Origin of the sequence: Oceaniglobus ichthyenteri, assembly GCF_003057885.1 — a bacterium.
Lineage (GTDB): Bacteria > Pseudomonadota > Alphaproteobacteria > Rhodobacterales > Rhodobacteraceae > Oceaniglobus > Oceaniglobus ichthyenteri.
On the sequence record NZ_QAGK01000016.1, the window covers coordinates 1 to 20,898 of the forward strand.

A 20,898-nucleotide genomic window follows, 5' to 3' on the forward strand; every position below is an offset into this window, starting at 1 on the left:
TCCAAGCACACCCCCCTCCAAGCTAACGAACTGACGTCCGCGAACGTCGATGGCGCTAACGTTTACGGCCCCGATGACAGCCACATCGGTGACGTGTCGCATTTCCATGGCACGGGTCATTCCGCGCAGGCCATTGTAGATGTCGGTGGATTTCTCGGCCTGGGTGCAAAGCCGGTGTCCCTGCCTGTTTCAAATCTGAACTTCATGCGCGACGAAGGTGGCAAGGTTCACGCAACGACCGCCATGACGAAGGACCAGTTGAAAGATCTGCCTGAGCACAAGCACTGACTATTCTGCATTTCGCAGAAAATGGGGCCAGCATATCTATATGTGCTGGCCTTCTCACTGTCTGATATCGCCTGTCTTTCACCCAAGATCATATGGAACGATCCTTCGTGGCGACCACTCCATCAAGTTAAGATTTGTCATGTGTAACCTTTACTCAAACACCATGCCGCCAGCCGCGATGCGCCAACTCTTCGCGGTAGACGCGCAGCACGATCAGCTCGGCAACGCAGAGCCTCTGCCCGCGATTTTCCCGAAAGGGACTGCCCCGGTTGTTGCCCTGAACGATGACGGCGACCGTGCGCTCTGGAAAACGCACTGGGGCTTCGTGCTGCCGCAGGTCTCGAAAAAGACCGGCGATCCGATCCAGCCAAAGGCGGTCAACAACGCCCGCGATGACAAGCTGCAGACATCATCTTTTTGGAAGAAAAGCTTTGTTGAACGCCGATGCCTGATCCCGGCGACGAGCTTCTGCGAGGCCAAGGGGCGCAACCCAGCCACCTATGTCTGGTTTGGCGTCAACGGCGAAGATGCGCGCCCACCCTTCGCCCTCGCTGGTGTCTGGCGGGCATTCAACGGGAATTATGGCGGCGAGCACTGCGATCTGATCACCTCTTCCATGATCACCACGACACCGAACGAGCTGGTGGGGGATACTCATCCGGACCGTATGCCCGCAATCCTGCATCCGGAAGACTATGAAGAATGGCTCACAAGCGAGCCGGAAGTAGCATTTAAACTGATACGACCGTTTCCGACTGAGAAAATGGTCATTTATCAATCGGGCGAAGGGCTCAAATCCGACTGGGGCGATCTTTAATTTCAGGGCCGCCAGCCGGATCAATCTTGACAGTCACGGGGCATATGACAGATTAAGAACAAAATAAGAACCACTAAGGATTTCCATGCCTCTGCACCGCGTCGAACAACCTGTCACTGCCAACGGTTTTCCGATGCGCCTCGTCACCATGCCTGCCAGTGCGGGGTTTCCATCACCTGCTGGGGACGACCTTGAGGACGAAATCGACCCTATGGCTTGGGTCGTGCGCCATCCGGCGTCCACCTTTTGGTGGCGTGTGGAGGGGGACTGCCTCTGGGACGTGGGGATCCGGGATGGTGACATCATTGCTGTGGATCGCGCGGGCAAGAAGCGCCTCGGCCGCGCCGTCTTGGCCGTTGTCGAGGGTGCCGTGACGGCAAAGATCCTGCGCAAACGCGGGGACAGGTATTATTTGGCTCCGGCAAACAGCCGGGAGAAGTTCCCCGACATCGAACTGACCGAAGACAGCGAGATCTGGGGTGTGATCGCAGGCGTCGTGCGGCGATATGATCTGGCGTGAAGCGGCCCATCGCGATCAGCGACAGCGCGAACTTTTATGTCAGCGCTGAACGGATCTTCGATCCGACCCTGAAAAATGTGCCTGTCATCGTGCTGTCGAACAATGACGGCTGCGCCGTGGCACGCAGCGACGAGGCCAAAGCACTTGGCATCAGGATGGGCGAGCCTTTGCATTTGATCCGCGACAAGATCGCGGCGCATGGCGTGCGGGTGTTCAGTTCCAACTACACGCTGTATGGCGACATCTCCCGGCGGGTTGTCGAGGTCTATGAAGATTTCACACCAAACGTGGAAATCTACTCGATCGACGAGTGTTTTCTGGATTTCACCGGCTTTAAAGATCGTGTGGCCCACGCTCGCGCTATGCGGTCTGAGGTTCTGCAACGTATCGGCGTCCCGGTGCGGGTCGGCATTGCATCTTCCAAAACTCTGGCGAAATGCGCGAACGATGTCGCTAAGAAAAACCCGATTTTCGCGGGGGTTCTGGACATGATGGATGAAGCGCTTGCGGATCTCATCCTGCCCATGGTGCCGGTTGGAGACATCTGGGGCGTCGGACGACAGACACAAAAGAAGCTGCATGGTGTAGGAATCCACACGGCTGCAGAACTGCGGGACATGCCACTGCGGCAAGCCCGTGCCGTTGGCACTGTTGTGCTTGAGCGCACGATTTTGGAGCTGCAGGGCGAGGCCTGCCTGTCTTTCGACGAGGTAGAGCCTCAACGTAAAGGCATGGCGGTCACGCGCTCCTCAGGGACACCAATGACGGACTTCGATACGTTGTTTCAGGCGATCACCGCACATGCGACACGAGCGGCAGAAAAGCTTCGCAGACATGGGCTCGTCGCCGGAACACTGACGGTCTTCTATCATACTAACAGGCATCGACCGGACCGACCTCAGTATTCGGGGTCGCGTTCTACCCGGATGATGCCGATGTCGTCGGATACCTTCGATCTTGTCGAAGCGGCACGGCGCTGCGCACAGGCGGCTTGGCCAAAGGCGCACGTCGGGACCTTCGGATTTACGAAAGCCGGCGTGCTCTTGGACGATCTGGTGCGGCTCGAAGACCGGCCGCAGACCTTGTTTGACGTCGCACGTCCAAAGTCTGCAGCGCTCATGACCGCGCTTGATCAAGTGAATGATCGGTTCGGGAAGAAGACGATGGTGCTGGCGAGTGAAGGCATGCAGAGGCCATGGCAGCTGCGGGCGGATCATCGCAGCCCGCGTTATACCACTCGGATGTCTGATCTACCTGTGGTGCGCTAATCGACAGCATCCCAATCTGTCTGAAGCAGCGCTGGTGCAGAAATAATATGCCTCAGTTCACTTGACACTATTGCGTGCGAGGTAGTGTAGTAAGTCAGAAAATTAAGGTTACTTCTAACCAATCAGGGAATAAATGTCATATTCTGAAAGTAAGAAACACTCTATGCGAACTGCGTCTGCAGAACGTCGCGGGCGCCTGAAAGATGCGGGCCTCGTGCAACGGTCTGTCTGGATCCGGGAAGAAGACAGCGAAGCTTTTGACGCCGCTACTGCTGCTCTGACCGATCACGCCCGTATTATCTCATATCTGATCGGATATGATCTTGGCATGACGCCGAAAGAAATTTTCGCTGCGATAAAGAAGCACGGCTTGGCCTATACCCCCGAAGATATGCAACTGCTGTTATCTCGCGGTTGGATCCATGATGATGATGATGCAACCGAGGCAGTGCTCCGGAAATACAATATGTCGATAACGCTTGATGCATTGAGATCGTGACCCTCAAATGAAAAGGGGCTGCGTTACCACAGCCCCTTTCTGATATCCCCGCATGTGCGGGGCTAAAACGCCCGTTACTGCCTGTAAGCACAGACAAGACGTTTCGATCAATCGATCACATCTAAGTATACACTAAGATGATTAGTCTGATCTATCCCCGCATTTGCGGGGCACGTCCTCAACTTTCGCTGAGGGCGGCCTCAGGGACAAACGTTGTTAAGTTAAGTTAACATCGAGTGTCTTCTCAGCCGCCTATCCGGCGGTAGACTGTCCCTGAGACAACTTAACCATACCTTCTCTCAACGAGGCTTGCAAGCAATAATTTTAGCAAGCTTACATTTTTGTTTACTTGCAACCAATATGCTGAAGGATCGCTCCCATTTGCAAACCTTCGAGTGTTCTCTTTGCGACCTCATATCGCATTCAGCAGCACCTCCGTGACAGCAGCAGGTTTCTCCCGATGAGCAAAATGCCCCACATCCGGCCAGGTGATTTTCTGCTTGATCGATGTGAAGAACACTTCATCCCGGGCGACATAGGCGGGGGGCTCCAGTGGATCCTGCCCTCCCCGGATTATTGTCGTCGGCACCGTAACCCTGGGTCTTGCCGAAAGTGTCGTCTGGATATCAGAAAGGCGCGCATCGTGTCCCTTTCCCGTGTAGGCGGACAGAACAATCTCAACAAAATCCTGGGTCATAAACGATTTCACAACGCCGGCGAGAGCGATTTCACGTTCTGTCGCACACCAGCCCGGTGACCAGATGCTCCAAAGATATCTGGCGAACCGGTCCATATCATCCTCGAGGATTCTCTCGGCAAACGGCGTTTTCAGCAGGAGCTCATACCAATTTTCCTGCAGGATTGAGTAGGTCGGCAACAGGTCTTTGTTTGGCGGCGCGATGGCATAGCTGCCAAACGTCACAAGGCGCTCCACGTGCTCGGAGTAAAGTGCCGCAAGACCCTGCGCGGTCCGCGCGCCCAGACCGTGACCGACAAATGTCGCGCGATCAATGCAAAGCACGTCCATGATCTCGAGCACATCCATGATCAGTGACGCGGTATCTCCCGAACGCAGCATTGATCCGTCGCGAAAAGTCGTAAGGCCAAAACCCCTCATGTAGGGGGCCAGCGTGCGGATGCCCTTATCGGCGAGCAGGTTCATGACCGGAAGAAATCCCGTGGCATCGTCCGGAAAACCATGCAGGAAGATGATAACCCGGCCATCTGCAGGCCCGCGTTCGAGGAATGCGACCTCAAGAGAAGGGGTGTAAAGTTTGTTCATGACAGCGCCCTCCGCTGCGGGTGCGGATCAAGCGCGAATGAACGCGGCGGGAGCAGTGTAAGCAGAAGCAACATCATTGCATTATTACTCCAATCACGCTGCACTCAGGGCATATGACACCGCATTTTTGGCGATAGTGTCCCGCTGTGCTTCGGTCAGTTCCACATGCACACGCTGCGGGGTTTTCGGATAGCGTTTTTCCCGCGTAATCTGGTCGATCCGGATACCCTTGGTCGTCAACATGGCCACAACCTTGATACCGTTTACCGGAAACCGATATGCCATAGCATCAGCACCCGCAGACAAATATGTGACACGTGCTCCCGACCGCTTATTTTGCGGCAAATGCGTAAGGCGATCACGAACAGCCCTCACGATAGCAGCCTCGATCTCCGTGAGATTTGGAGTATTTACGCCAGCGATATTTGCATGTGTTGCGACCGCGTCGAGGCGGCGATTGTAGGAAATCTTCATTAGTCCATCCTTCTAATGCCAACAGATTTTCTGCGGCTCTAGAGCATTTCTTAAGTAGGACTTTTGATCGCGCTAGGTCTGAAAGAAAGAATATTGGGGAAAACCCGAAATATTACAACTTCGTGAACAGACAGTATCATGGAATTGCCAAAATCTGGCAAATTATTGAAAAGATTGCCAGATTTCGGAAGCTTTAAACGATGCCCGAAAAAAAAGGCGGCACCGCGTGACCAAGACACCTATGGCACGCGACACTCGAACGTGTCGCCGCTTTGCGGAGAATACCACGTGAAGGATGTCGTTGTGACGTCGAAAGCGGCAAAACGGTATCCATCGGTCAACGCCACCAGATAATCGTCCCCCATTCGCTCGATGGTATCGACAGGTTTGCCCTGATAGTGCCTCGCGCTGATGGTTGTGCTGGCTCCACCACATATCCACTCGCCGAAAATCGGCAGGGCTCCTTCTGCAGCCACAGCGCACAGGTGGAATCCGGCATCGCCCAGGCAAACTCCTTGCGCGGCCAGCTCCTCGCGCGCGGCGTTCCTCTTGGCACACCAGCCGTCGATGTTGGCCTGACCTACAGCGCCACGGCATTCTTCAGAGTAGACCTTGTATTGCGTCAGCAGGCGGGAGGTTTCCTCAGTTGGGCCCTGATAGATGTGGCCGTTCGGCGCGGGCCCAAAGGTCTCGGTCGCAGCGCATGCGCCAAAACCGGACTGGGTTAGGCACTCTCCGGCGGCGATCGCCTCGTGCCACTCCGGTGTGATGGTAACGAGACCATTAATTTGAGTCTCCGTTTGAGCGGCCGACGCGACCAGCGCGCTTGACATCAATACGGTATTAAAAAATTTCATCAAAATATCCTTGTTTTACAGAGAACACATTAGCCATGGCCTTGAAGAGGCCTGCAAGCGCGGTTTCAGGTGTTCCAGAGAGTGCTGTCAGGGCCGTGCGCCGATCACCAAGGCGCGACCTGAAATTTCAAATTCCAGCTTCAGGCTGCAGCCATCCATCAGGCCGACTGCAGCTTTCAGTATTCAAAGTTCGTGTGCATAGAGCAGCCGGACGGCGTAATACGACGCGGCTACATAGAGAGTCAGGCCCACAAAAGAAATTGCCAGACTCGGGTGTCCATTGAACAACGCGATGAAGGTCATGACCGGATATACACCCGTCACCCATGCGGGGATCAGAACGATGGCGAGCACTGCAGCGAGATAACTGGACAGCGCCAAGGCCACGAAACGGAGGCCATCCGGCGCAATTGAAGCTGCGGCCACCTGCCCGAGGGCTTGCCATTTCAGGATATCGATTATGCTCCAGGCATCATCCAGAACGTCTGCCTCAAGTTGGTTGAGCAGGACGTAGACTTGTGCCGCGATAACGCAGATGGCACCGATAATTTGGGCGGGGATTTGCATCTTTTTTCTCCATAAATTTTCATGCAAATTTCCCTTTTCATAATTTATTTCAGTTACTTATATTACCACCCCACTGCCACCTGCGTCAAACAAACTTCGGAAAAAATATTTCCAAATCCGCACTTTTTCTTGGCATTGTCAGTGACGTTGATTGAGATAAGGATTGCTGGGTCAAGTCGCGCCGCGAAACGGACCAATGTTGCACACACGAAACTTTAATCCGCGTAATGTTCCATGTGTGCTACATCATCATGCCGACCAGGTGATCTTTCACGCCCTGCCCGCCTCAGGTCCATAATGTTCAACACAGTTAACATTTCAGCTGGTTTTGCCAAAAATGTTAAATGCGTTGAACTTTTCTGTCAGTGCAGCATTGGCCGATCGGCCGCCTCCTCTACTCTGTCCAGCAATCGCACCACATGCCGAAGCGATAGCCGATACCCTCGCCTTAGACATCTCTCGGCTTGCTCAACGACGGCCCCAACGATCTCTTCATCGAAGCGCTTTTTTGCTTCGCGTTCAGCAAAACCTAAGAGCTGTTGGTGCGTCAGGTTTGGTATCTCGATCACGGTCATGCGATCGAGGAGCGCTTGCTCGATATGCGCAAAATCATTGGTAGAGGCGACCCACGATGTGTGGCGCAGGTCGACTGGGACTTGAAAATACGGACACGTCCACGCGGCGGCTGTCGAAGGCTCGATCATACCCATCAGGATTTTCGACAAGCCAGGGATGGATCCGCGGGTCGTTCCTGCGGTGCTGCTGCCGGCATCCAGCTCGTCAAGGATGATCAGCGGGTTGCCAAGACGCTCAGCCACCATCACTGAAACGACTTTACCTTTACTTGCTGACCCCCAGCCCTGTGCGATCCCTTGAACGTCGAAAACGCCGCCTGTTGCACCGACATCGATCTCCACCGAGGGCACCTCCAGCACCTGGGCGACAGCACGGGCCCAGGCGCTTTTACCCAGACCTGGCGCGCCGGACAGCAGCATGGCCCCTACTCCGACCGGCAATCCTGATTGCGAACGGCGCAGAGCAATCCGCCATGCTTTTTCCGTGACCGCTACGAGCCACGGAAAATCTTTATGCACGGCCGCAAAAGCCTCATCGATCTGATGCTCGGTCAGATAAACTGCGCGCATGCCACGCGCCGCCGCAGTAAGCGCCTCTCGTTCTTCCAAGGGGATTTTAGCAGATAGCGGGCTTCCAGCGGGTATCGCAGCGACCCTTTTTTGCACCCAAGCCGTGATCCGGGTTCGCTCCGCTGACGACAGCCGGGTCGGGTAATGCGGAAAATCCTCGACGGTTGGCTTGCTGATTAGGCCACTGATGCTGTCGTCATCGCCGCCCTGCCGCATGCGCCACATTGCGGTCGCAACATCAAGCCAGTCCGAAACCGGTTGGCTTTGCTCCATCTGGTGGCGGATCCGCGCAAGCCGACGCTGGATCAGCTCCACACCGAGCTTTTCAGGGTCCGGCTTTTCGGGCCGCACCTGAAATAAGGAAATACTTTTTTGCATCTTCATTCTCCAGCCTGACCTGCGCCGAATGAGAAGATATTTTGAGGGATGGGAGATCAGGCTAAAAAACGCTCGATGGCGCTCACCCCCGGCCGGGGGACTGTTGAGGATTGCGAATGGAAATATTTTATACGGTGATGAAAGCATCTGCAACGGGGTCTCGCAGCCCCCTAGCAAAACATTATATCACTGTGGTTAGCAGCAGTGGATGTTTCCGATGGGACAACGGCTCTGAAAAAGGACCGCTGTCGGATTGATACGGGTCACGAAATGTCGACATCGGCATCAGTCGCAACCGGACAGTGGCAAAATGATCAAAATCGCCTGAATTTTGAAACCCCGGCACCCCGAAGAGCCGCATTGGCCTGCTATAAGCATGATCGCTCAGGTTGCGTTACAGCGCGGCAAACCCGCCTTCTCGGCATCTGTGACGGGTAAATTTCTCCCTTTTTGGAGCTTCTTTTCGGAAAAGATTGAATTTTATTGTTTAGAAACAACGGTGTAACGAGGTTACACTCCGTTACAGGAAGTTTACAGATGAGGTTACACCCGTAAGCACCTGTAAAATATACCTTTTATTACTATCTATCTATCTATGTAACTTAAATATAAATAAATATATATATACGTATACGCACGCTCTCATACGCATGCACCATTACATATATGTTTGACGGTTACGGGGTTACAGCGTTACAAATTCATATTGTTAAATGATATCAATAGACTATCTGTAACCATGGCTCGTTACAGCCAAAACTCAGCGTTACATTGGCAGAGGAGCAGAGCCTATAACTCCGCCGCGGCGGAGCCGCAAAAGAGGCTCATACAGCGCCATAAGGTAGTTTGCGCTACCCATGGCAGCAAATACCCTCGACAGGCCACGAGAGGCGCCTCCCATCGCCCCTGAGGCACGTTCTATGATGATTGTCGGCTGCTCTAAGCGCTCCGCTTGGAAATAGTCTGGAAAATGACCATAATCCCCCATTCTGGCAGTATCGCCCGTGAGACCAATGTTGACAGATCTCTCACCCCATCCCCGATGCGATCACATTCTTGGATCAGAGTCCCCATCGCCTTGTGGCTCTGACACGGATCGTGTCTGGTCGGGCAAGCTCGTGATCAAAAGCTCGATCTTGTCGACCATTGCGGTCATGCCATCGGGCCACCTGACGTCCAAGGTCGTCCCCACTGCGTCAATAACTCCCTGCAATGCACGCATCGCGCTCTGGATGGTATCGCGATCCCTTTCGATTTTCGTTCGCATCTGCTCCAGTGCGAGCTTCTCACGCGCCAGCATCGAACTTTTTCTTTGCTGGTGGGCTTTAATTTTTTCAGCTTCACCTCTGTGTTTCAGGCGATACTCATCAGCTTCTACGATCTCAGCGTCGAGAGCAGCACGATCTGAGCTGAAATGGGCACGGTCTTCCGCTACCCGTGCCGCCTCTTCCCTCACCCATTTTGCAGTTGTTTTGTTCTGGGGTGATGGTTGGCCGGCTGCGACAAAATCCCGACCATAACCGATGCCCAGATGCTCGACAGCTGCATGATAGGATTTTCGCGCGTCGCGCCGGACCGAGATTTTCGACCAGTATTTGTTGCTGGATCGGCTGACTGTTCGTGTCGTCTTACCGGTTTGTGCAGCAAAAATGCGGGCATCGAATTCTGGGAGCGTTTCGTTTTTTGCAGGCTTCCCAGGTCTACGAGGTCTGCGTTCGTAGGTAGGCACGATTAGGATGTGGAGATGTGGCGTGTCTTCGTCCAAGTGCAGGGCGACATGCGCCAGATCCGGCCCATATTCTTTTCGCAGCCAAGCCATTGTGACCTCAATCCACTTTTTGAGACGCGCTTCGTTCCACTCCCCTACGCCTTGGCTTTCATCTCGGAAAAAGTTTGGTGATGCGCTGATGACCGTCTGAACATATGGACGCTCGGCTTGTGCTGTCGGCCTCCTTACCCCTGAATCCCAGAGCTTTTTCAGCGCAAGATGTTGCGTAGCAGGCCCATGCAGAATCTTGTTCAGATGCGTTCTTGTTTCGTCAATCGCAGAGAAACCGTCAGGTGTCCGGTTCCGCTCATGATTGGTCATCTGCCCGATTTCTGATGCCCCGACATAACGTGTCGTCATCACTAGATCCGGGCCGTTTCTCCCATGTGCCATGTTACTCTCCTCATCAGTCGTCATAGATAAACGAAAAATGAGAAAAAGTCTTTCTGCTCATATGGGGACTTTTTATCATTCTGTTTTATAATTGCCGCATTTTGTGGAGTTTTGTTTTACGAACACCTTCAAGAAGGTGTTCGTAAAACAAAACTGTTAGGTCTGACCGTTCGTAAAACAAAGTTACGCCTTTCCAGTATTGGTAAAACCTAAGCGTGCCGGTCGCATGCTCTGCCGCTCATGACATATTTGATGAAATTATTCTGAAGGATGAAGGGAAGCCGTTGATCGCTTTTCAAGCGACGCGAAGGTGTGTGTTATATTTGTGTTAATACTAGTGTTACGAGAATCGGAGAAACCCTAAGCATATGATATAAAACATTAAAATGACCACATTCTGAGGGGCTGGTGTGTAGAGTATCGAAGAATGGTGGGTAGACTATCGAGGAAAGGTGTGTAGAGTATCGAAGAACTTGCCCAAAGGTGGGTAGACTGTCGAAGAACGGTGTGTAGAGTATCGAATAATGGCTAGACCAAGAAAACGCACGGCTCTCCTACCAGAAAGGCACGCTGAACCGGATCTGTTCGTGTGCGATATTCTCGACGCTACGCCGAAAAGCGATCGAGCATCGATGGAGTATCCCCTCTTCTCGTTATCGGTCAAAAAGGACATGGTAGCGTTTCAGTATGAGCAGGGTAATGTTAAAGTGAAAATTACGCCGGCCGCTGAAGAGGGCCGCGCAAACGTCTTTGACCGGGATATCTTGATATATGTTCTCAGTCAGCTGATGGCAGCAAAAAATGAAGGCCAAGAGATCGGGCGCCGCGTCCAGATCTCGGCTCATGACCTCCTGAAGGCAACCAACCGGCACACGACTGGACAAGCCTATGCAACACTGCGTCGTGCCCTCACCCGGCTTCAGTTCACGCAGATCGAAACAAATATTCATGACCACGGCATAGGCGAATGGCGCTCGATTTCGTTCATTACAGACGCTCGTATCGTCAAAGAAGACTCGACGGGACGGCTTCTGAGCGTTGAGCTAGAAATGGGTGACTGGCTGGTAAAAGCAATTGAAAACAAGAACGTTCTTACCCTTCACAAAGCTTACTTCCAGTTAAGGAAGCCTCTGGAACGTCGTCTCTATGAACTCGCCCGGAAGCATTGCGGGAAGCAAGAGGTTTGGCGGATAGGTTTGGATAAATTGCAACTCAAAACCGGCTCGACATCGACGTCCAAGGAATTCAAACGGCTGGTAAAAACCATCTGCAAGGCCGACGAAGATTCGTCACACATGCCGGATTATCGCTTTCGATTACTACACGATGTTCTGGAGATTACCCCAAAGCCTGAATTTCTTGACATTTACGGGGATCAGCCCGCTTCAAATCTCACGGATACAGTTCGCCTATCTGGCGAGGCTTATGAGAAAGCACGTGAGGCGGCTCCGACATGGGATGTATATTTCCTTGAGCAAGAGTGGCGGATGTGGATGAGTGAAGCCCCGCGTCACGCTGACGGTGCTTTTGTCGGTTTTTGTCGAAAGTGGTATGAACGAAAGGGCAATGCACCATAACAAATAACAGTTATGGCTTACCTGTTATCAGGTAAGTGTTGACTGTTAGGTGTTACCTGTTAATTGTTGTGGAAACAGGAGTGCTTCATGACGCAAGTTATTAGCGTAGTTCAGGAAAAAGGTGGCGCGGGCAAGACGACGCTACTGACGGCGCTTGCCAGCCTGATGGTCGCTGACGGTGCCAAAATTGCTGTTATCGACACCGACCCTCAACGCCATCTCGAGGCCTGGGCGAAAAAGGAACGGACTGACTTGGACTGGTTGTCCGAAGAAGACGATGAAAAGCTTTTGCCTACGGTCAGGGCTCTAAAGAAATCCGACCCCGCGTATGACGCAATTTTCGTGGATACCGCAGGCTTCAAGTCAGCGATGGCAATGCACGCCATCGCTGCTGCCAACCTGATCCTCATTCCATCAAAGGCCAATGAAGCGGATGCCAAGGGGGCTCGGCGCACCTTTTCCCATGTCCAGAGCGTTGCCGATACGATGGAAAAGGACATTCCGGCGCTTGTCGTGATGATGGACGTGGATGCGCACACCAATATCACGCAGGCAATTGTGGACGCCTTGGATGCCCAGAATATTCCGCGACTGAAGGCGATGTGCGCACATCGCACGGGTTTCAAGGAAATGACCTCAACAGGCATGGCCCCGCAAGGCGCGGCCAAGACCTCTGCGCAGACCGTCCTAGCAGATCTGCAAAGTAGAGGCCTTATCGATTATTACAGGAGCGGATCATGGCAAAAGTCAGTGTAAGTCTTGAAGACGATTTTGATGGCGATGACAGCGCTCGCAAGATCAAGGAGATGGCGGCCCCCCTCCCGAGCGTAAGCAGGGCCAAATCCTCAGCGTTGAAGGATGCGCCGCGCGTCCAGTTCTCGTTTACGAATGTCCCTAAACCAATAAAGGAGGCATTTGCTGCGGAAGCAAAAAAGCGACGGCTGACACAAAAAGAGCTGCTGTATGAGTGCCTGAGAGCCGGCGGCCTGGACATTCCGGCCAACGCTGAAATTGATGGTCGCAGAAGATAACAGATAATAGGTAACCGATAAGCGTTATCTGTTATCTGTTGGGTATGGTCGCTTACTCAATACATCACTGTTACTAAGCCACGCCACATTTCCGATTGCATAAAGGGTGACGCATGAACGCTGTTGAAATCGAAGAGGCCATATCCGATTTGGCCGAGCAGCCGTTCGATGATGACGAATTTCCTTATGCCTTTCTGCTGGCTTTCGGCAACAAAGAGACCACCATCAAACGCCTGCGCACCGGCGCGTCGAACAAGTCCGACCTTGGCGGCGTTCTTCAAACCAACAACATCCACCTTAAGACCTGCGCCAAGGGCGAGGTGGCCCAGACTCTCGCAGCCCTCAAAGCCAGCGGGGCCACCACCAAGGCCAAGGCGAAGTTCATCCTTACCACCGATGGCATTGACCTTGAGGCCGAGGACATCACCACCGGCGACACCATCGCCTGCGCCTATGCCGATTTCCCTGATCACTTCGGCTTCTTCCTGCCGCTGGCGGGCATCTCCACCGTCAAACAGATCCGCGAAAGCGCTTTTGACATCCGCGCAACCAGCCGCCTCAACCGGCTTTATGTCAAACTGATCGAGGACAACCCCGACTGGGGCACCGCCGCGCGCCGCCATGACATGAACCATTTCATGGCGCGGCTGATCTTTTGCTTCTTCGCCGAAGACACCGATATCTTTGTCAGCGACAACCTGTTCACCGCGACGATCGACCAGATGTCGAACCGCGATGGCTCCAACACACACGAAATCATCAGCGAAGTCTTCCGCGCGATGAACACCGCTATTGCGGATAGGGCAGGGGCCAAGCTGCCCCGCTGGGCCGATGCCTTCCCCTATGTGAACGGCGGCTTGTTCTCCGGCAGCACCGAGGCGCCGCGCTTTTCCAAGATCGCGCAGCGCTACCTCAGCCATATCGGCTCGCTGGACTGGACCCAGATCAATCCGGATATCTTCGGCTCGATGATCCAGGCCGTGGCGGATGATGAGGAGCGCGGCGCACTGGGGATGCATTACACCTCCGTGCCGAACATCCTGAAGGTGCTGAACCCGCTGTTCCTTGATGATCTGCGCGAGGCGCTGGAGGCGGCGGGGGACAATGCCCGCAAGCTGGCAAACCTGCGCGCGCGCATGGCCAAGATACGGGTGTTCGATCCCGCCTGCGGGTCGGGCAACTTTCTGGTCATTGCCTACAAGGAAATCCGCGCGATTGAGTTCGCGCTGAACAAACGCATCGGCACGCCCGGGCGGCGCAGTGACATTCCCCTGACCAACTACCGCGGGATTGAGCTGCGGGATTTCTCGGCCGAGATCGCCCGCCTTGCGCTGATCATCGCGGAGTATCAGTGCGATGTGACCTATCTGGGCCAGAAAGAGGCGCTGGCCGAATTCCTGCCGCTGGATGCGCGCAACTGGATCACCTGCGCTAATGCGCTACGGCTCGACTGGCTGTCGATCTGTCCGCCCACGGGGACGGGGGTGAAGTTTCAGTCGGATGATCTGTTCATGTCGCCGCTGGAGCAAGCGCAGATTGATTTCGAGAATGAAGGGGGCGAGACGTATATTTGCGGCAACCCGCCCTATCTTGGCAGCGCATGGCAAACAAAAGAGCAGAAAGAAGATCTAAAGCGCATTTTTGACGGGCGCACCAAAAGCTGGAAGTCGTTGGATTATGTCGCGGGTTGGTTCATGAAGGCTGCTGACTACGGGCTACACACGCCAACTGTGTCGGCCTTTGTGTCCACCAATTCCATCTGTCAGGGAGAGCAGGTGCCGATCCTCTGGCCGCTGATGTTCGAAACAGGGCACGAGATCGTATTTGCACACACAAACTTTAAATGGGCAAATTTGGCCAGCCACAACGCAGGCGTGACGGTAGTCATTGTGGCTGTCTCCAACCACGTCGGCTCGGTGCGTAGGCTTTATGCGTTAAATAGTGACGGTGAAACCGTTCTGAAAGAAGTCGAAAACATCAACGCCTATCTAGTGGCCGGTCCGAACGTTATAGTGAGTAAAATTGCACGCACACCCGAAGGCAGAGGAAAGATGCTGCGTGGTAACATGCCTACCGATGGCGGTAATTTCCTGATGACAGCGCAGGAAGCGCGTGAGTGGATTTCAAATAATGTTTTGCCTGAACAGTTTGTTCGCCCATTTATGGGAGCAAATGAAGTTCTCAATGCGTTGCCAAGATATTGCATATGGATTGAGGATGAAAAACTAACCGAGGCTCTAACGATCCCGTTCATTGCCGAGAGAATTGATCGCGTGCGCGAAATGCGTTTGAACAGTAGCGCACCGACTACGAGAAACACAAAAGTCCCACCACACAGGTTTATGCAGATAGAAGGAACGGCAGAGGAGTTTACAATCTCTGTCCCTGCAATCACTTCGGAAAACAGAGAGTTTCTACCGGTAACCCTGTTGCCAGGGAATGTTGTCTTTTCAAATAAGTGTTACGCTATCTACGATGCTCCCCTATGGAACATGGCGCTAGTCGCCTCGCGTCTGCACTGGGTTTGGATCGGCACGGTCTGCGTGCGACTTGAGATGCGTTTCAGCTATTCCAACACCATCGGTTGGCATACCTTCCCGATTCCGAAACTCACCGAGAAGAACAAAGCCGATCTGACGCGATGCGCCGAGGACATCCTGCTCGCCCGCGAGGCGCATTTCCCCGCCACCATCGCCGATCTCTACAATCCCGACACCATGCCTGAAAACCTGCGCGCCGCCCACGCCCGCAATGACGAGGTGCTGGAACGCATCTACATCGGCCGCCGCTTTCGCAACGACACCGAGCGGCTCGAAAAGCTGTTTCAGATGTATACGAAGATGACCACCAAGGTGCCCGCATGACGCTTGATCCGGTGATGAGCGCGGATCGCACCCGCAAACTGGTCGATGACCTGCGCGCCAAACCGGCGGAAACCGCGTGGATCGAATTCAAGGAAAACAATGCCGATGGGCCGCTGATCGGCAAGCTGATCTCGGCCCTGTCCAACGCCGCACGTCTGGCCGATCAGCATTTCGCCTATGTCATCTGGGGCGTGCGCGACAGTGACCATGCCGCCGTAGGCACGACGTTCGACCCGACGGTGAAAAAGGAGAAGGGCCAGCCGCTGGAACTGTGGATCGCCAACCACCTGCAACCCGGCATCGAGTTCCGTTTTGAAGAGGTGGATCATGACGGGGCGCGCCTGATCCTGCTTACCATCCCCGCCGCCGCCACGGCCCCCGTAGAATTTGACCGCACAGCCTATCTGCGCATCGGCAGCGCCACACCTCGCCTGTCCGCCCATCCCGAGCGCCTGCGCGCCCTCTGGGCCAAGCTACAGCCCTATGCGTGGGAAACAGGCATCGCCGCGCAGTTCCTCACCGGTGACGAGGTTCTGGCGCGGCTGGACTACGCCATCTATTTCGATCTGACCGCACAACCCTTACCTGATAACAGACAGGGGATATTCGATAAGCTGCTGGCGGATCGTCTGATCCAGCGGGACGTCAGCGACCATTGGAACATCACCAATCTCGGGGCGATCCTCTATGCCAAAAAGCTGGCCGATTTCGGTCCTTCGGTAGAGCGTAAAGGCGTCCGCTTCGTCGCCTATGCAGGCACTGGCCGCGCAGATGATGTGAGCCACCGTCAGGACGGCCAGCGCGGCTATGCAGCGGGGTTTCAGGGGTTGGTGGATTACATCGACGGCCTTCTGCCCCGAAACGAGCTGATCGGAAAAGCTTTCCGCGAGGAACGCCCGCTTTACCCGTCAATCGCGATCCGTGAGTTGATCGCCAACGCGCTGATCCACCAGGACATGACGATCACCGGCGCAGGCCCGCTGATCGAGCTGTTCAGCGACCGCATGGAAATCACGAACCCCGGCGCGCCATTGATGAGCCCGGACCGGTTTCTGGATACACCACCCCGCTCCCGCAACGAGGCCCTCGCATCCCTGATGCGCCGCATGAAGCTGTGCGAAGAGCAAGGCACCGGCATCGACAAGGTGATCACGGCAGTTGAGCTGCACCAGCTGCCACCCCCGGATTTCCGCATGGAAGGCGACGCTGTGCGCGTGGTCCTGTTTGCGCCGCGCCGCTTTGCCGACATGACACCGGAAGAGGCCGTGCGTGCATGTTTCCAGCATGCCGCACTGAAATACGTAGGCGGTCAGAAGATGACGAACGCCACACTGCGCGAACGGCTCGGCATCGACGATCAGAACGCAGCGCAGGCGTCACGGGTTATCCGCGCGACACTGGACGCCGGCCTGATCCGGCCAGCAGATGCAGAGCGCCCGCGTGCCGGCTATGTGCCTGCATGGGCGTAGCTTGGAAAAGAATTGATCGGGTTTTGATTATGACGACGGGGGCAGGAGGGTGAGATTTGAAAAACAAATATAAATCATGCTGTTATGATGTCTGTATCGCGGCATTATCATTTGATCGGGTCTTGATCGCCTACCTTGGAACGGAAGATGTCGCAGACGCCAGAAAGAAAACAACATGAAAAACCAAGTCCCCTCCGTCTCCGTCAAATATGAAGCCAATGGCGCATCGACCAAATCCAACGAGATGGGCATGCGCCAGATGCAGGAGCGCGTGTATCAAAAGCGGGGCGAACAATATCTGTTGATTAAGTCGCCCCCCGCTTCCGGCAAATCCCGCGCACTGATGTTCATCGCGCTGGACAAGCTGCACAACCAAGGGGTCAAACAGGCCATCGTGGTGGTGCCGGAAAAGTCGATTGGAGCCAGTTTCAATGACGAGCCGCTGAGCAGGTTCGGCTTCTGGGCCGATTGGCAGGTCGAGCCGAAATGGAACTTGTGTAACTCGCCCGGAACGGATGGCGGCAAGGTCAAATCGGTCGGCGCGTTCCTTGAAAGCAGCGACCAGATATTGGTCTGCACCCATGCCACATTCCGGTTTGCCGTGGAGAAGTTTGGAATCGAGGCATTCGACGATCGGCTGATTGCCGTAGACGAATTCCACCATGTTTCATCCAGCGAGGACAACATTCTCGGCAAACAGCTCAATGACTTCATCACCCGCGACAGCGTGCATGTCGTGGCGATGACCGGCAGCTATTTCCGCGGCGATGCGGCGCCGATCCTGGTGCCTGAAAACGAGGCCAAGTTCGATACGGTCACCTACACCTACTATGAGCAGTTGAACGGCTACAAATATTTAAAAACCCTTGATATTGGTTATTTCTTCTACTCCGGCTCCTATGCTGACGACATCCTGAAGGTGCTTGATCCGAATGAGAAGACGATCCTGCACATCCCTAACGTGAATGCACGCGAAAGCACGAAGGACAAACACAAAGAAGTAGAGCACATTATCGAGGCTCTGGGGAAATGGCAGAAAATGGACCCTATTACCGGGTTTCATCTCGTGAAAACCCCCGAGGGGCGGGTTCTGAAGATCGCCGATCTGGTGGATGATGAGGCTGTGAAGCGCGAAAAAGTTTCTGCCGCGTTGAGAGACCCTGCTCAGAAGAACAACCGTGACCATGTAGACATCATCATCGCCCTAGGGATGGCCAAAGAGGGTTTTGACTGGGTCTGGTGTGAACACGCGCTGACGGTCGGCTATCGCGCCAGCCTGACTGAAATCGTGCAGATCATTGGCCGCACTACCCGTGACGCGGTCGGCAAATCACGCGCCCGTTTCACCAACTTGATTGCCGAGCCGGATGCTGCTGAAGCGGCAGTCACCGAGGCTGTGAACGACACGCTCAAGGCTATTGCAGCAAGTTTGCTCATGGAGCAGGTGCTTGCTCCCCGGTTTAATTTCACAGCAAAGAGCGCCAAAAGTGGACCTGTCGAGGGATTTGATTATGGCGAAAACGGCTATGATCCGAAGAAGGAAAATGTTGGCTTTGACAAGCACAGTGGTCAATTCCAGATCGAGATCAAAGGCCTCGCTGAACCTAAAAGTGAATTTGCACAACGGATCTGCAATGACGACCTGAACGAGGTGATCACTGCTTTTGTTCAGGACAAGACAGCAATCGAACGCGGGCTGTTTGATCCCGAACTTGTGCCTGAGGAGTTGACCCAGGTCCGAATGGGCAAAATCGTCGGGGCGAAGTTTCCCGAGCTAGATGCTGAGGATCAGGAGGCGGTGCGCCAGCATGCGGTCGCTGCCCTGAACCTGACCCAGAAGGCAAAGGAGATAGCGCTTTCCGCTTCAAACGATCCAGAGACAAACGGCAACACGGCACTGATTGACGGTGTGCGCAAGTTTGCAATGGACGTGCGCGAACTCGATATCGACCTGATCGACCGGATTAATCCCTTTGGTGAAGCCTATGCCATCCTTGCCGAAAGCATGAATGAGGAAAGCCTCAAGCAGGTTGCAGCGGTAATCTCCGCCAAGAAAGTGCAGCTGTCCCCTGAAGAGGCACGCGATCTGGCGCGCCGCGCAGTGAAGTTTAAGCAGGAGCGGGGGCGGTTACCGTCCATCACATCGGCTGATGCATGGGAAAAGAAGATGGCTGAAGGTGTCGCTTTTCTTGCCCGTATGAAGCAGGAGGCCGCCAATGGTTAAAGAATTTACCCCGGATGATGATGCTTTACTGGCCGAGCTTGGCATTGAGATCGAGCCAAAAAAGACCGTCAGCCGCACGCCGCGAGAAGAGCGTATCATCGCCGGCTTTGAAGAGATACAGCGCTTTACCGAAGAGCAGGGGCGACAGCCGCAACATGGCGAAGACGGGGATTTTTTTGAGCGCCTCTACGCCGTCCGGCTGGATCGTATGCGCGAAGTGCAGGAATGTCGTGATCTGGTGGAGCCGCTGGACCATCAAGGGCTTCTGAGAGGGTCTGAGCCAACTTTGCCTGCTGCCAGCGATGAACTCGATGATGATGCTCTTTTGGCGGAGCTCGGGATCGACGTTGATGCCCTCCCGATCACAGAACTGAGGCACGTTCGTTCAACTGCAGAAAAGAAGGCGGCAGAAGACATCGCGAACCGCGACAAATGTGAGGATTTCGACACATTCAAACCGCTCTTCGAACAGGTGCAAAATGAGTTGAATAGTGGCCTGCGCGAAACACGTCCGTTCGAGATGAAGGCCGAGATCGAAAAGGGGCGTTTCTTCATCGTCAGCGGTCAGAAGGCCTATGTCGCAGAAAAGGGTGAGATCACCATCACTGATCAAGGGCGCACTGATGCCCGGTTGCGAGTGATCTTTGACAATGGCACCGAGAGCAACATGCTGATGCGCTCGCTTCAGCGTGCGTTGAACAAGGATGAGGCTGGCCGCCGGATCACAGAACCAACCGCTGGTCCATTGTTTTCCGACCAAACGATCGACGGCGATGAGGCGAGCGGCACAATCTATGTGCTGCGCAGCAAGGCCGATCATCCGCTTATCGCGGAAAATCGAGAGCTGGTGCATAAGATCGGTGTGACCAACATGAGCGTGGAAAAGCGCATTGCAGGAGCGCATCTCCAGCCGACATTCTTAATGGCCAATGTAGAGATCGTGGCGACCTATGAACTCTATAATATCAACCGAACGAAGCTGGAAAACCTGATCCATCGCATCTTCGAACCCACACGGCTTGAGATTGAGATCTTGGATCGCTTTGGGCGGCCGGTTGTGCCGCGTGAGTGGTTTTTCGTGCCGCTTTTTGTGATCAAGGAGGCGGTCGAGCGGATTAAAGACGGCACGATTGCGAGGTATGTTTATGATCCACAAAACGCGCAACTCGTGAAGCGTTCGATATAATGGGGAAAATAAGCAACCCAATCAGATTTTCAGAGCACTATGGGATTGATTCCAAAGAGCTCGAAAGTCGGGGCATCCTCGACCCGACTTTAAATTCTGATACGAAGCTTTTTATCGACCCGCTACTACTCGCAGAATCAAGTCACGCGGAGATTTCAAGCGGGGCACGTATTACCTACGAGACGCATTTCGGGAAAATCATAAAATTTCTTGTCAGAGCGAAGAATCCCACTGACGTAGCCTGGAAGAGTGCAGCGCGACTTCTGACGTTCCCAGAGATCCAATGGACCT

General features: G+C 54.2%; 18 protein-coding genes. 12 read left to right on the forward strand and 6 right to left on the reverse strand.

Annotated elements, in window-relative coordinates; translation table 11 throughout:
* The 5 genes from C8265_RS17305 to C8265_RS17325 all read left to right on the forward strand — a co-directional run.
* On the forward strand, positions 1–288 hold a 288-nt coding region (locus tag C8265_RS17305; RefSeq protein ID WP_108485294.1), incomplete at its 5' end, for a PRC-barrel domain-containing protein.
* A 139-nt stretch (positions 289–427) separates the two neighbouring features.
* On the forward strand, positions 428–1,105 hold the full coding sequence (locus C8265_RS17310) for an SOS response-associated peptidase (RefSeq protein ID WP_108485295.1): 678 nt from the start codon (positions 428–430) through the stop codon (positions 1,103–1,105).
* An 85-nt stretch (positions 1,106–1,190) separates the two neighbouring features.
* Complete coding sequence (locus C8265_RS17315) at positions 1,191–1,625, forward strand: LexA family protein (protein WP_108485296.1); 435 nt, start codon at positions 1,191–1,193, stop codon at positions 1,623–1,625.
* Positions 1,622–2,893: a Y-family DNA polymerase gene (locus tag C8265_RS17320; RefSeq protein ID WP_108485297.1), complete on the forward strand. Its 1,272-nt coding sequence runs from the start codon at positions 1,622–1,624 to the stop codon at positions 2,891–2,893. The genes C8265_RS17315 and C8265_RS17320 overlap by 4 nt, the downstream gene beginning before the upstream one ends.
* Before the next feature lie 133 nt (positions 2,894–3,026).
* Positions 3,027–3,392, forward strand: a complete 366-nt coding sequence (locus C8265_RS17325) for a hypothetical protein (RefSeq protein WP_126623193.1) — start codon at positions 3,027–3,029, stop codon at positions 3,390–3,392.
* A 412-nt stretch (positions 3,393–3,804) separates the two neighbouring features.
* Here the strand turns inward: C8265_RS17325 and C8265_RS17330 are convergent, their stop codons facing one another.
* The 6 genes from C8265_RS17330 to C8265_RS17355 all read right to left on the reverse strand — a co-directional run bounded on the left by C8265_RS17330 (position 3,805) and on the right by C8265_RS17355 (position 10,223).
* On the reverse strand, positions 3,805–4,674 hold the full coding sequence (locus C8265_RS17330) for an alpha/beta fold hydrolase (RefSeq protein WP_108485299.1): 870 nt from the start codon (positions 4,672–4,674) through the stop codon (positions 3,805–3,807).
* A gap of 93 nt (positions 4,675–4,767) precedes the next feature.
* Positions 4,768–5,148: a hypothetical protein gene (locus tag C8265_RS19330; protein WP_126623194.1), complete on the reverse strand. Its 381-nt coding sequence runs from the start codon at positions 5,146–5,148 to the stop codon at positions 4,768–4,770.
* 239 nt (positions 5,149–5,387) lie between these two features.
* A complete protein-coding gene (locus C8265_RS17340; protein WP_126623195.1) occupies positions 5,388–6,005 on the reverse strand; it encodes a hypothetical protein in 618 nt (205 codons plus the stop codon).
* A gap of 183 nt (positions 6,006–6,188) precedes the next feature.
* Positions 6,189–6,572: a hypothetical protein gene (locus tag C8265_RS17345; RefSeq protein WP_108485302.1), complete on the reverse strand. Its 384-nt coding sequence runs from the start codon at positions 6,570–6,572 to the stop codon at positions 6,189–6,191.
* A gap of 362 nt (positions 6,573–6,934) precedes the next feature.
* Positions 6,935–8,095, reverse strand: a complete 1,161-nt coding sequence (locus C8265_RS17350) for an AAA family ATPase (RefSeq protein WP_164512371.1) — start codon at positions 8,093–8,095, stop codon at positions 6,935–6,937.
* Positions 8,096–9,143: 1,048 nt separating this feature from the next.
* Positions 9,144–10,223, reverse strand: coding sequence for a plasmid recombination protein (locus tag C8265_RS17355; RefSeq protein WP_164512372.1), 1,080 nt, complete (start codon positions 10,221–10,223; stop codon positions 9,144–9,146).
* Positions 10,224–10,843: 620 nt separating this feature from the next.
* Between C8265_RS17355 and trfA the strand changes: the two genes are divergently transcribed.
* The 7 genes from trfA to C8265_RS17390 all read left to right on the forward strand — a co-directional run bounded on the left by trfA (position 10,844) and on the right by C8265_RS17390 (position 20,607).
* The gene (trfA, locus tag C8265_RS17360) at positions 10,844–11,833 is read left to right on the forward strand and encodes a plasmid replication initiator TrfA (protein WP_240611127.1); all 990 of its coding nucleotides are present in this window, start codon (positions 10,844–10,846) and stop codon (positions 11,831–11,833) included.
* A gap of 87 nt (positions 11,834–11,920) precedes the next feature.
* Entirely contained in the window at positions 11,921–12,589 is a 669-nt protein-coding gene (locus C8265_RS17365; protein ID WP_108485306.1) for a ParA family protein, read from the forward strand.
* Positions 12,571–12,864, forward strand: a complete 294-nt coding sequence (locus C8265_RS17370; protein WP_108485307.1) for a hypothetical protein — start codon at positions 12,571–12,573, stop codon at positions 12,862–12,864. Before C8265_RS17365 ends, C8265_RS17370 begins: the two co-directional genes overlap by 19 nt.
* 113 nt (positions 12,865–12,977) lie before the next feature.
* The gene (locus tag C8265_RS17375) at positions 12,978–15,728 is read left to right on the forward strand and encodes a class I SAM-dependent DNA methyltransferase (RefSeq protein ID WP_108485308.1); all 2,751 of its coding nucleotides are present in this window, start codon (positions 12,978–12,980) and stop codon (positions 15,726–15,728) included.
* Positions 15,725–17,197, forward strand: coding sequence for an ATP-binding protein (locus C8265_RS17380; protein ID WP_108485309.1), 1,473 nt, complete (start codon positions 15,725–15,727; stop codon positions 17,195–17,197). Before C8265_RS17375 ends, C8265_RS17380 begins: the two co-directional genes overlap by 4 nt.
* A 175-nt stretch (positions 17,198–17,372) precedes the next feature.
* Entirely contained in the window at positions 17,373–19,421 is a 2,049-nt protein-coding gene (locus C8265_RS17385) for a DEAD/DEAH box helicase (protein WP_108485310.1), read from the forward strand.
* A complete protein-coding gene (locus tag C8265_RS17390; protein WP_108485311.1) occupies positions 19,414–20,607 on the forward strand; it encodes a GIY-YIG nuclease family protein in 1,194 nt (397 codons plus the stop codon). The genes C8265_RS17385 and C8265_RS17390 overlap by 8 nt, the downstream gene beginning before the upstream one ends.
* The last annotated feature ends 291 nt before the right edge of the window (positions 20,608–20,898 follow it).

Bases quoted from the DNA above. Each gene is read 5' to 3' on its own strand.
- C8265_RS17310 (WP_108485295.1), top strand. From the start codon at position 428: ATGTGTAACCTTTACTCAAACACCATGCCGCCAGCCGCGATGCGCCAA.
- C8265_RS17315 (WP_108485296.1), top strand. From the start codon at position 1,191: ATGCCTCTGCACCGCGTCGAACAACCTGTCACTGCCAACGGTTTTCCG.
- C8265_RS17325 (WP_126623193.1), top strand. From the start codon at position 3,027: ATGTCATATTCTGAAAGTAAGAAACACTCTATGCGAACTGCGTCTGCA.
- C8265_RS17330 (WP_108485299.1), bottom strand. From the start codon at position 4,674: ATGAACAAACTTTACACCCCTTCTCTTGAGGTCGCATTCCTCGAACGC.
- C8265_RS19330 (WP_126623194.1), bottom strand. From the start codon at position 5,148: ATGAAGATTTCCTACAATCGCCGCCTCGACGCGGTCGCAACACATGCA.
- C8265_RS17340 (WP_126623195.1), bottom strand. From the start codon at position 6,005: ATGAAATTTTTTAATACCGTATTGATGTCAAGCGCGCTGGTCGCGTCG.
- C8265_RS17345 (WP_108485302.1), bottom strand. From the start codon at position 6,572: ATGCAAATCCCCGCCCAAATTATCGGTGCCATCTGCGTTATCGCGGCA.
- C8265_RS17350 (WP_164512371.1), bottom strand. From the start codon at position 8,095: ATGCAAAAAAGTATTTCCTTATTTCAGGTGCGGCCCGAAAAGCCGGAC.
- C8265_RS17355 (WP_164512372.1), bottom strand. From the start codon at position 10,223: ATGACGACACGTTATGTCGGGGCATCAGAAATCGGGCAGATGACCAAT.
- C8265_RS17365 (WP_108485306.1), top strand. From the start codon at position 11,921: ATGACGCAAGTTATTAGCGTAGTTCAGGAAAAAGGTGGCGCGGGCAAG.
- C8265_RS17370 (WP_108485307.1), top strand. From the start codon at position 12,571: ATGGCAAAAGTCAGTGTAAGTCTTGAAGACGATTTTGATGGCGATGAC.
- C8265_RS17375 (WP_108485308.1), top strand. From the start codon at position 12,978: ATGAACGCTGTTGAAATCGAAGAGGCCATATCCGATTTGGCCGAGCAG.
- C8265_RS17380 (WP_108485309.1), top strand. From the start codon at position 15,725: ATGACGCTTGATCCGGTGATGAGCGCGGATCGCACCCGCAAACTGGTC.
- C8265_RS17385 (WP_108485310.1), top strand. From the start codon at position 17,373: ATGAAAAACCAAGTCCCCTCCGTCTCCGTCAAATATGAAGCCAATGGC.
- C8265_RS17390 (WP_108485311.1), top strand. From the start codon at position 19,414: ATGGTTAAAGAATTTACCCCGGATGATGATGCTTTACTGGCCGAGCTT.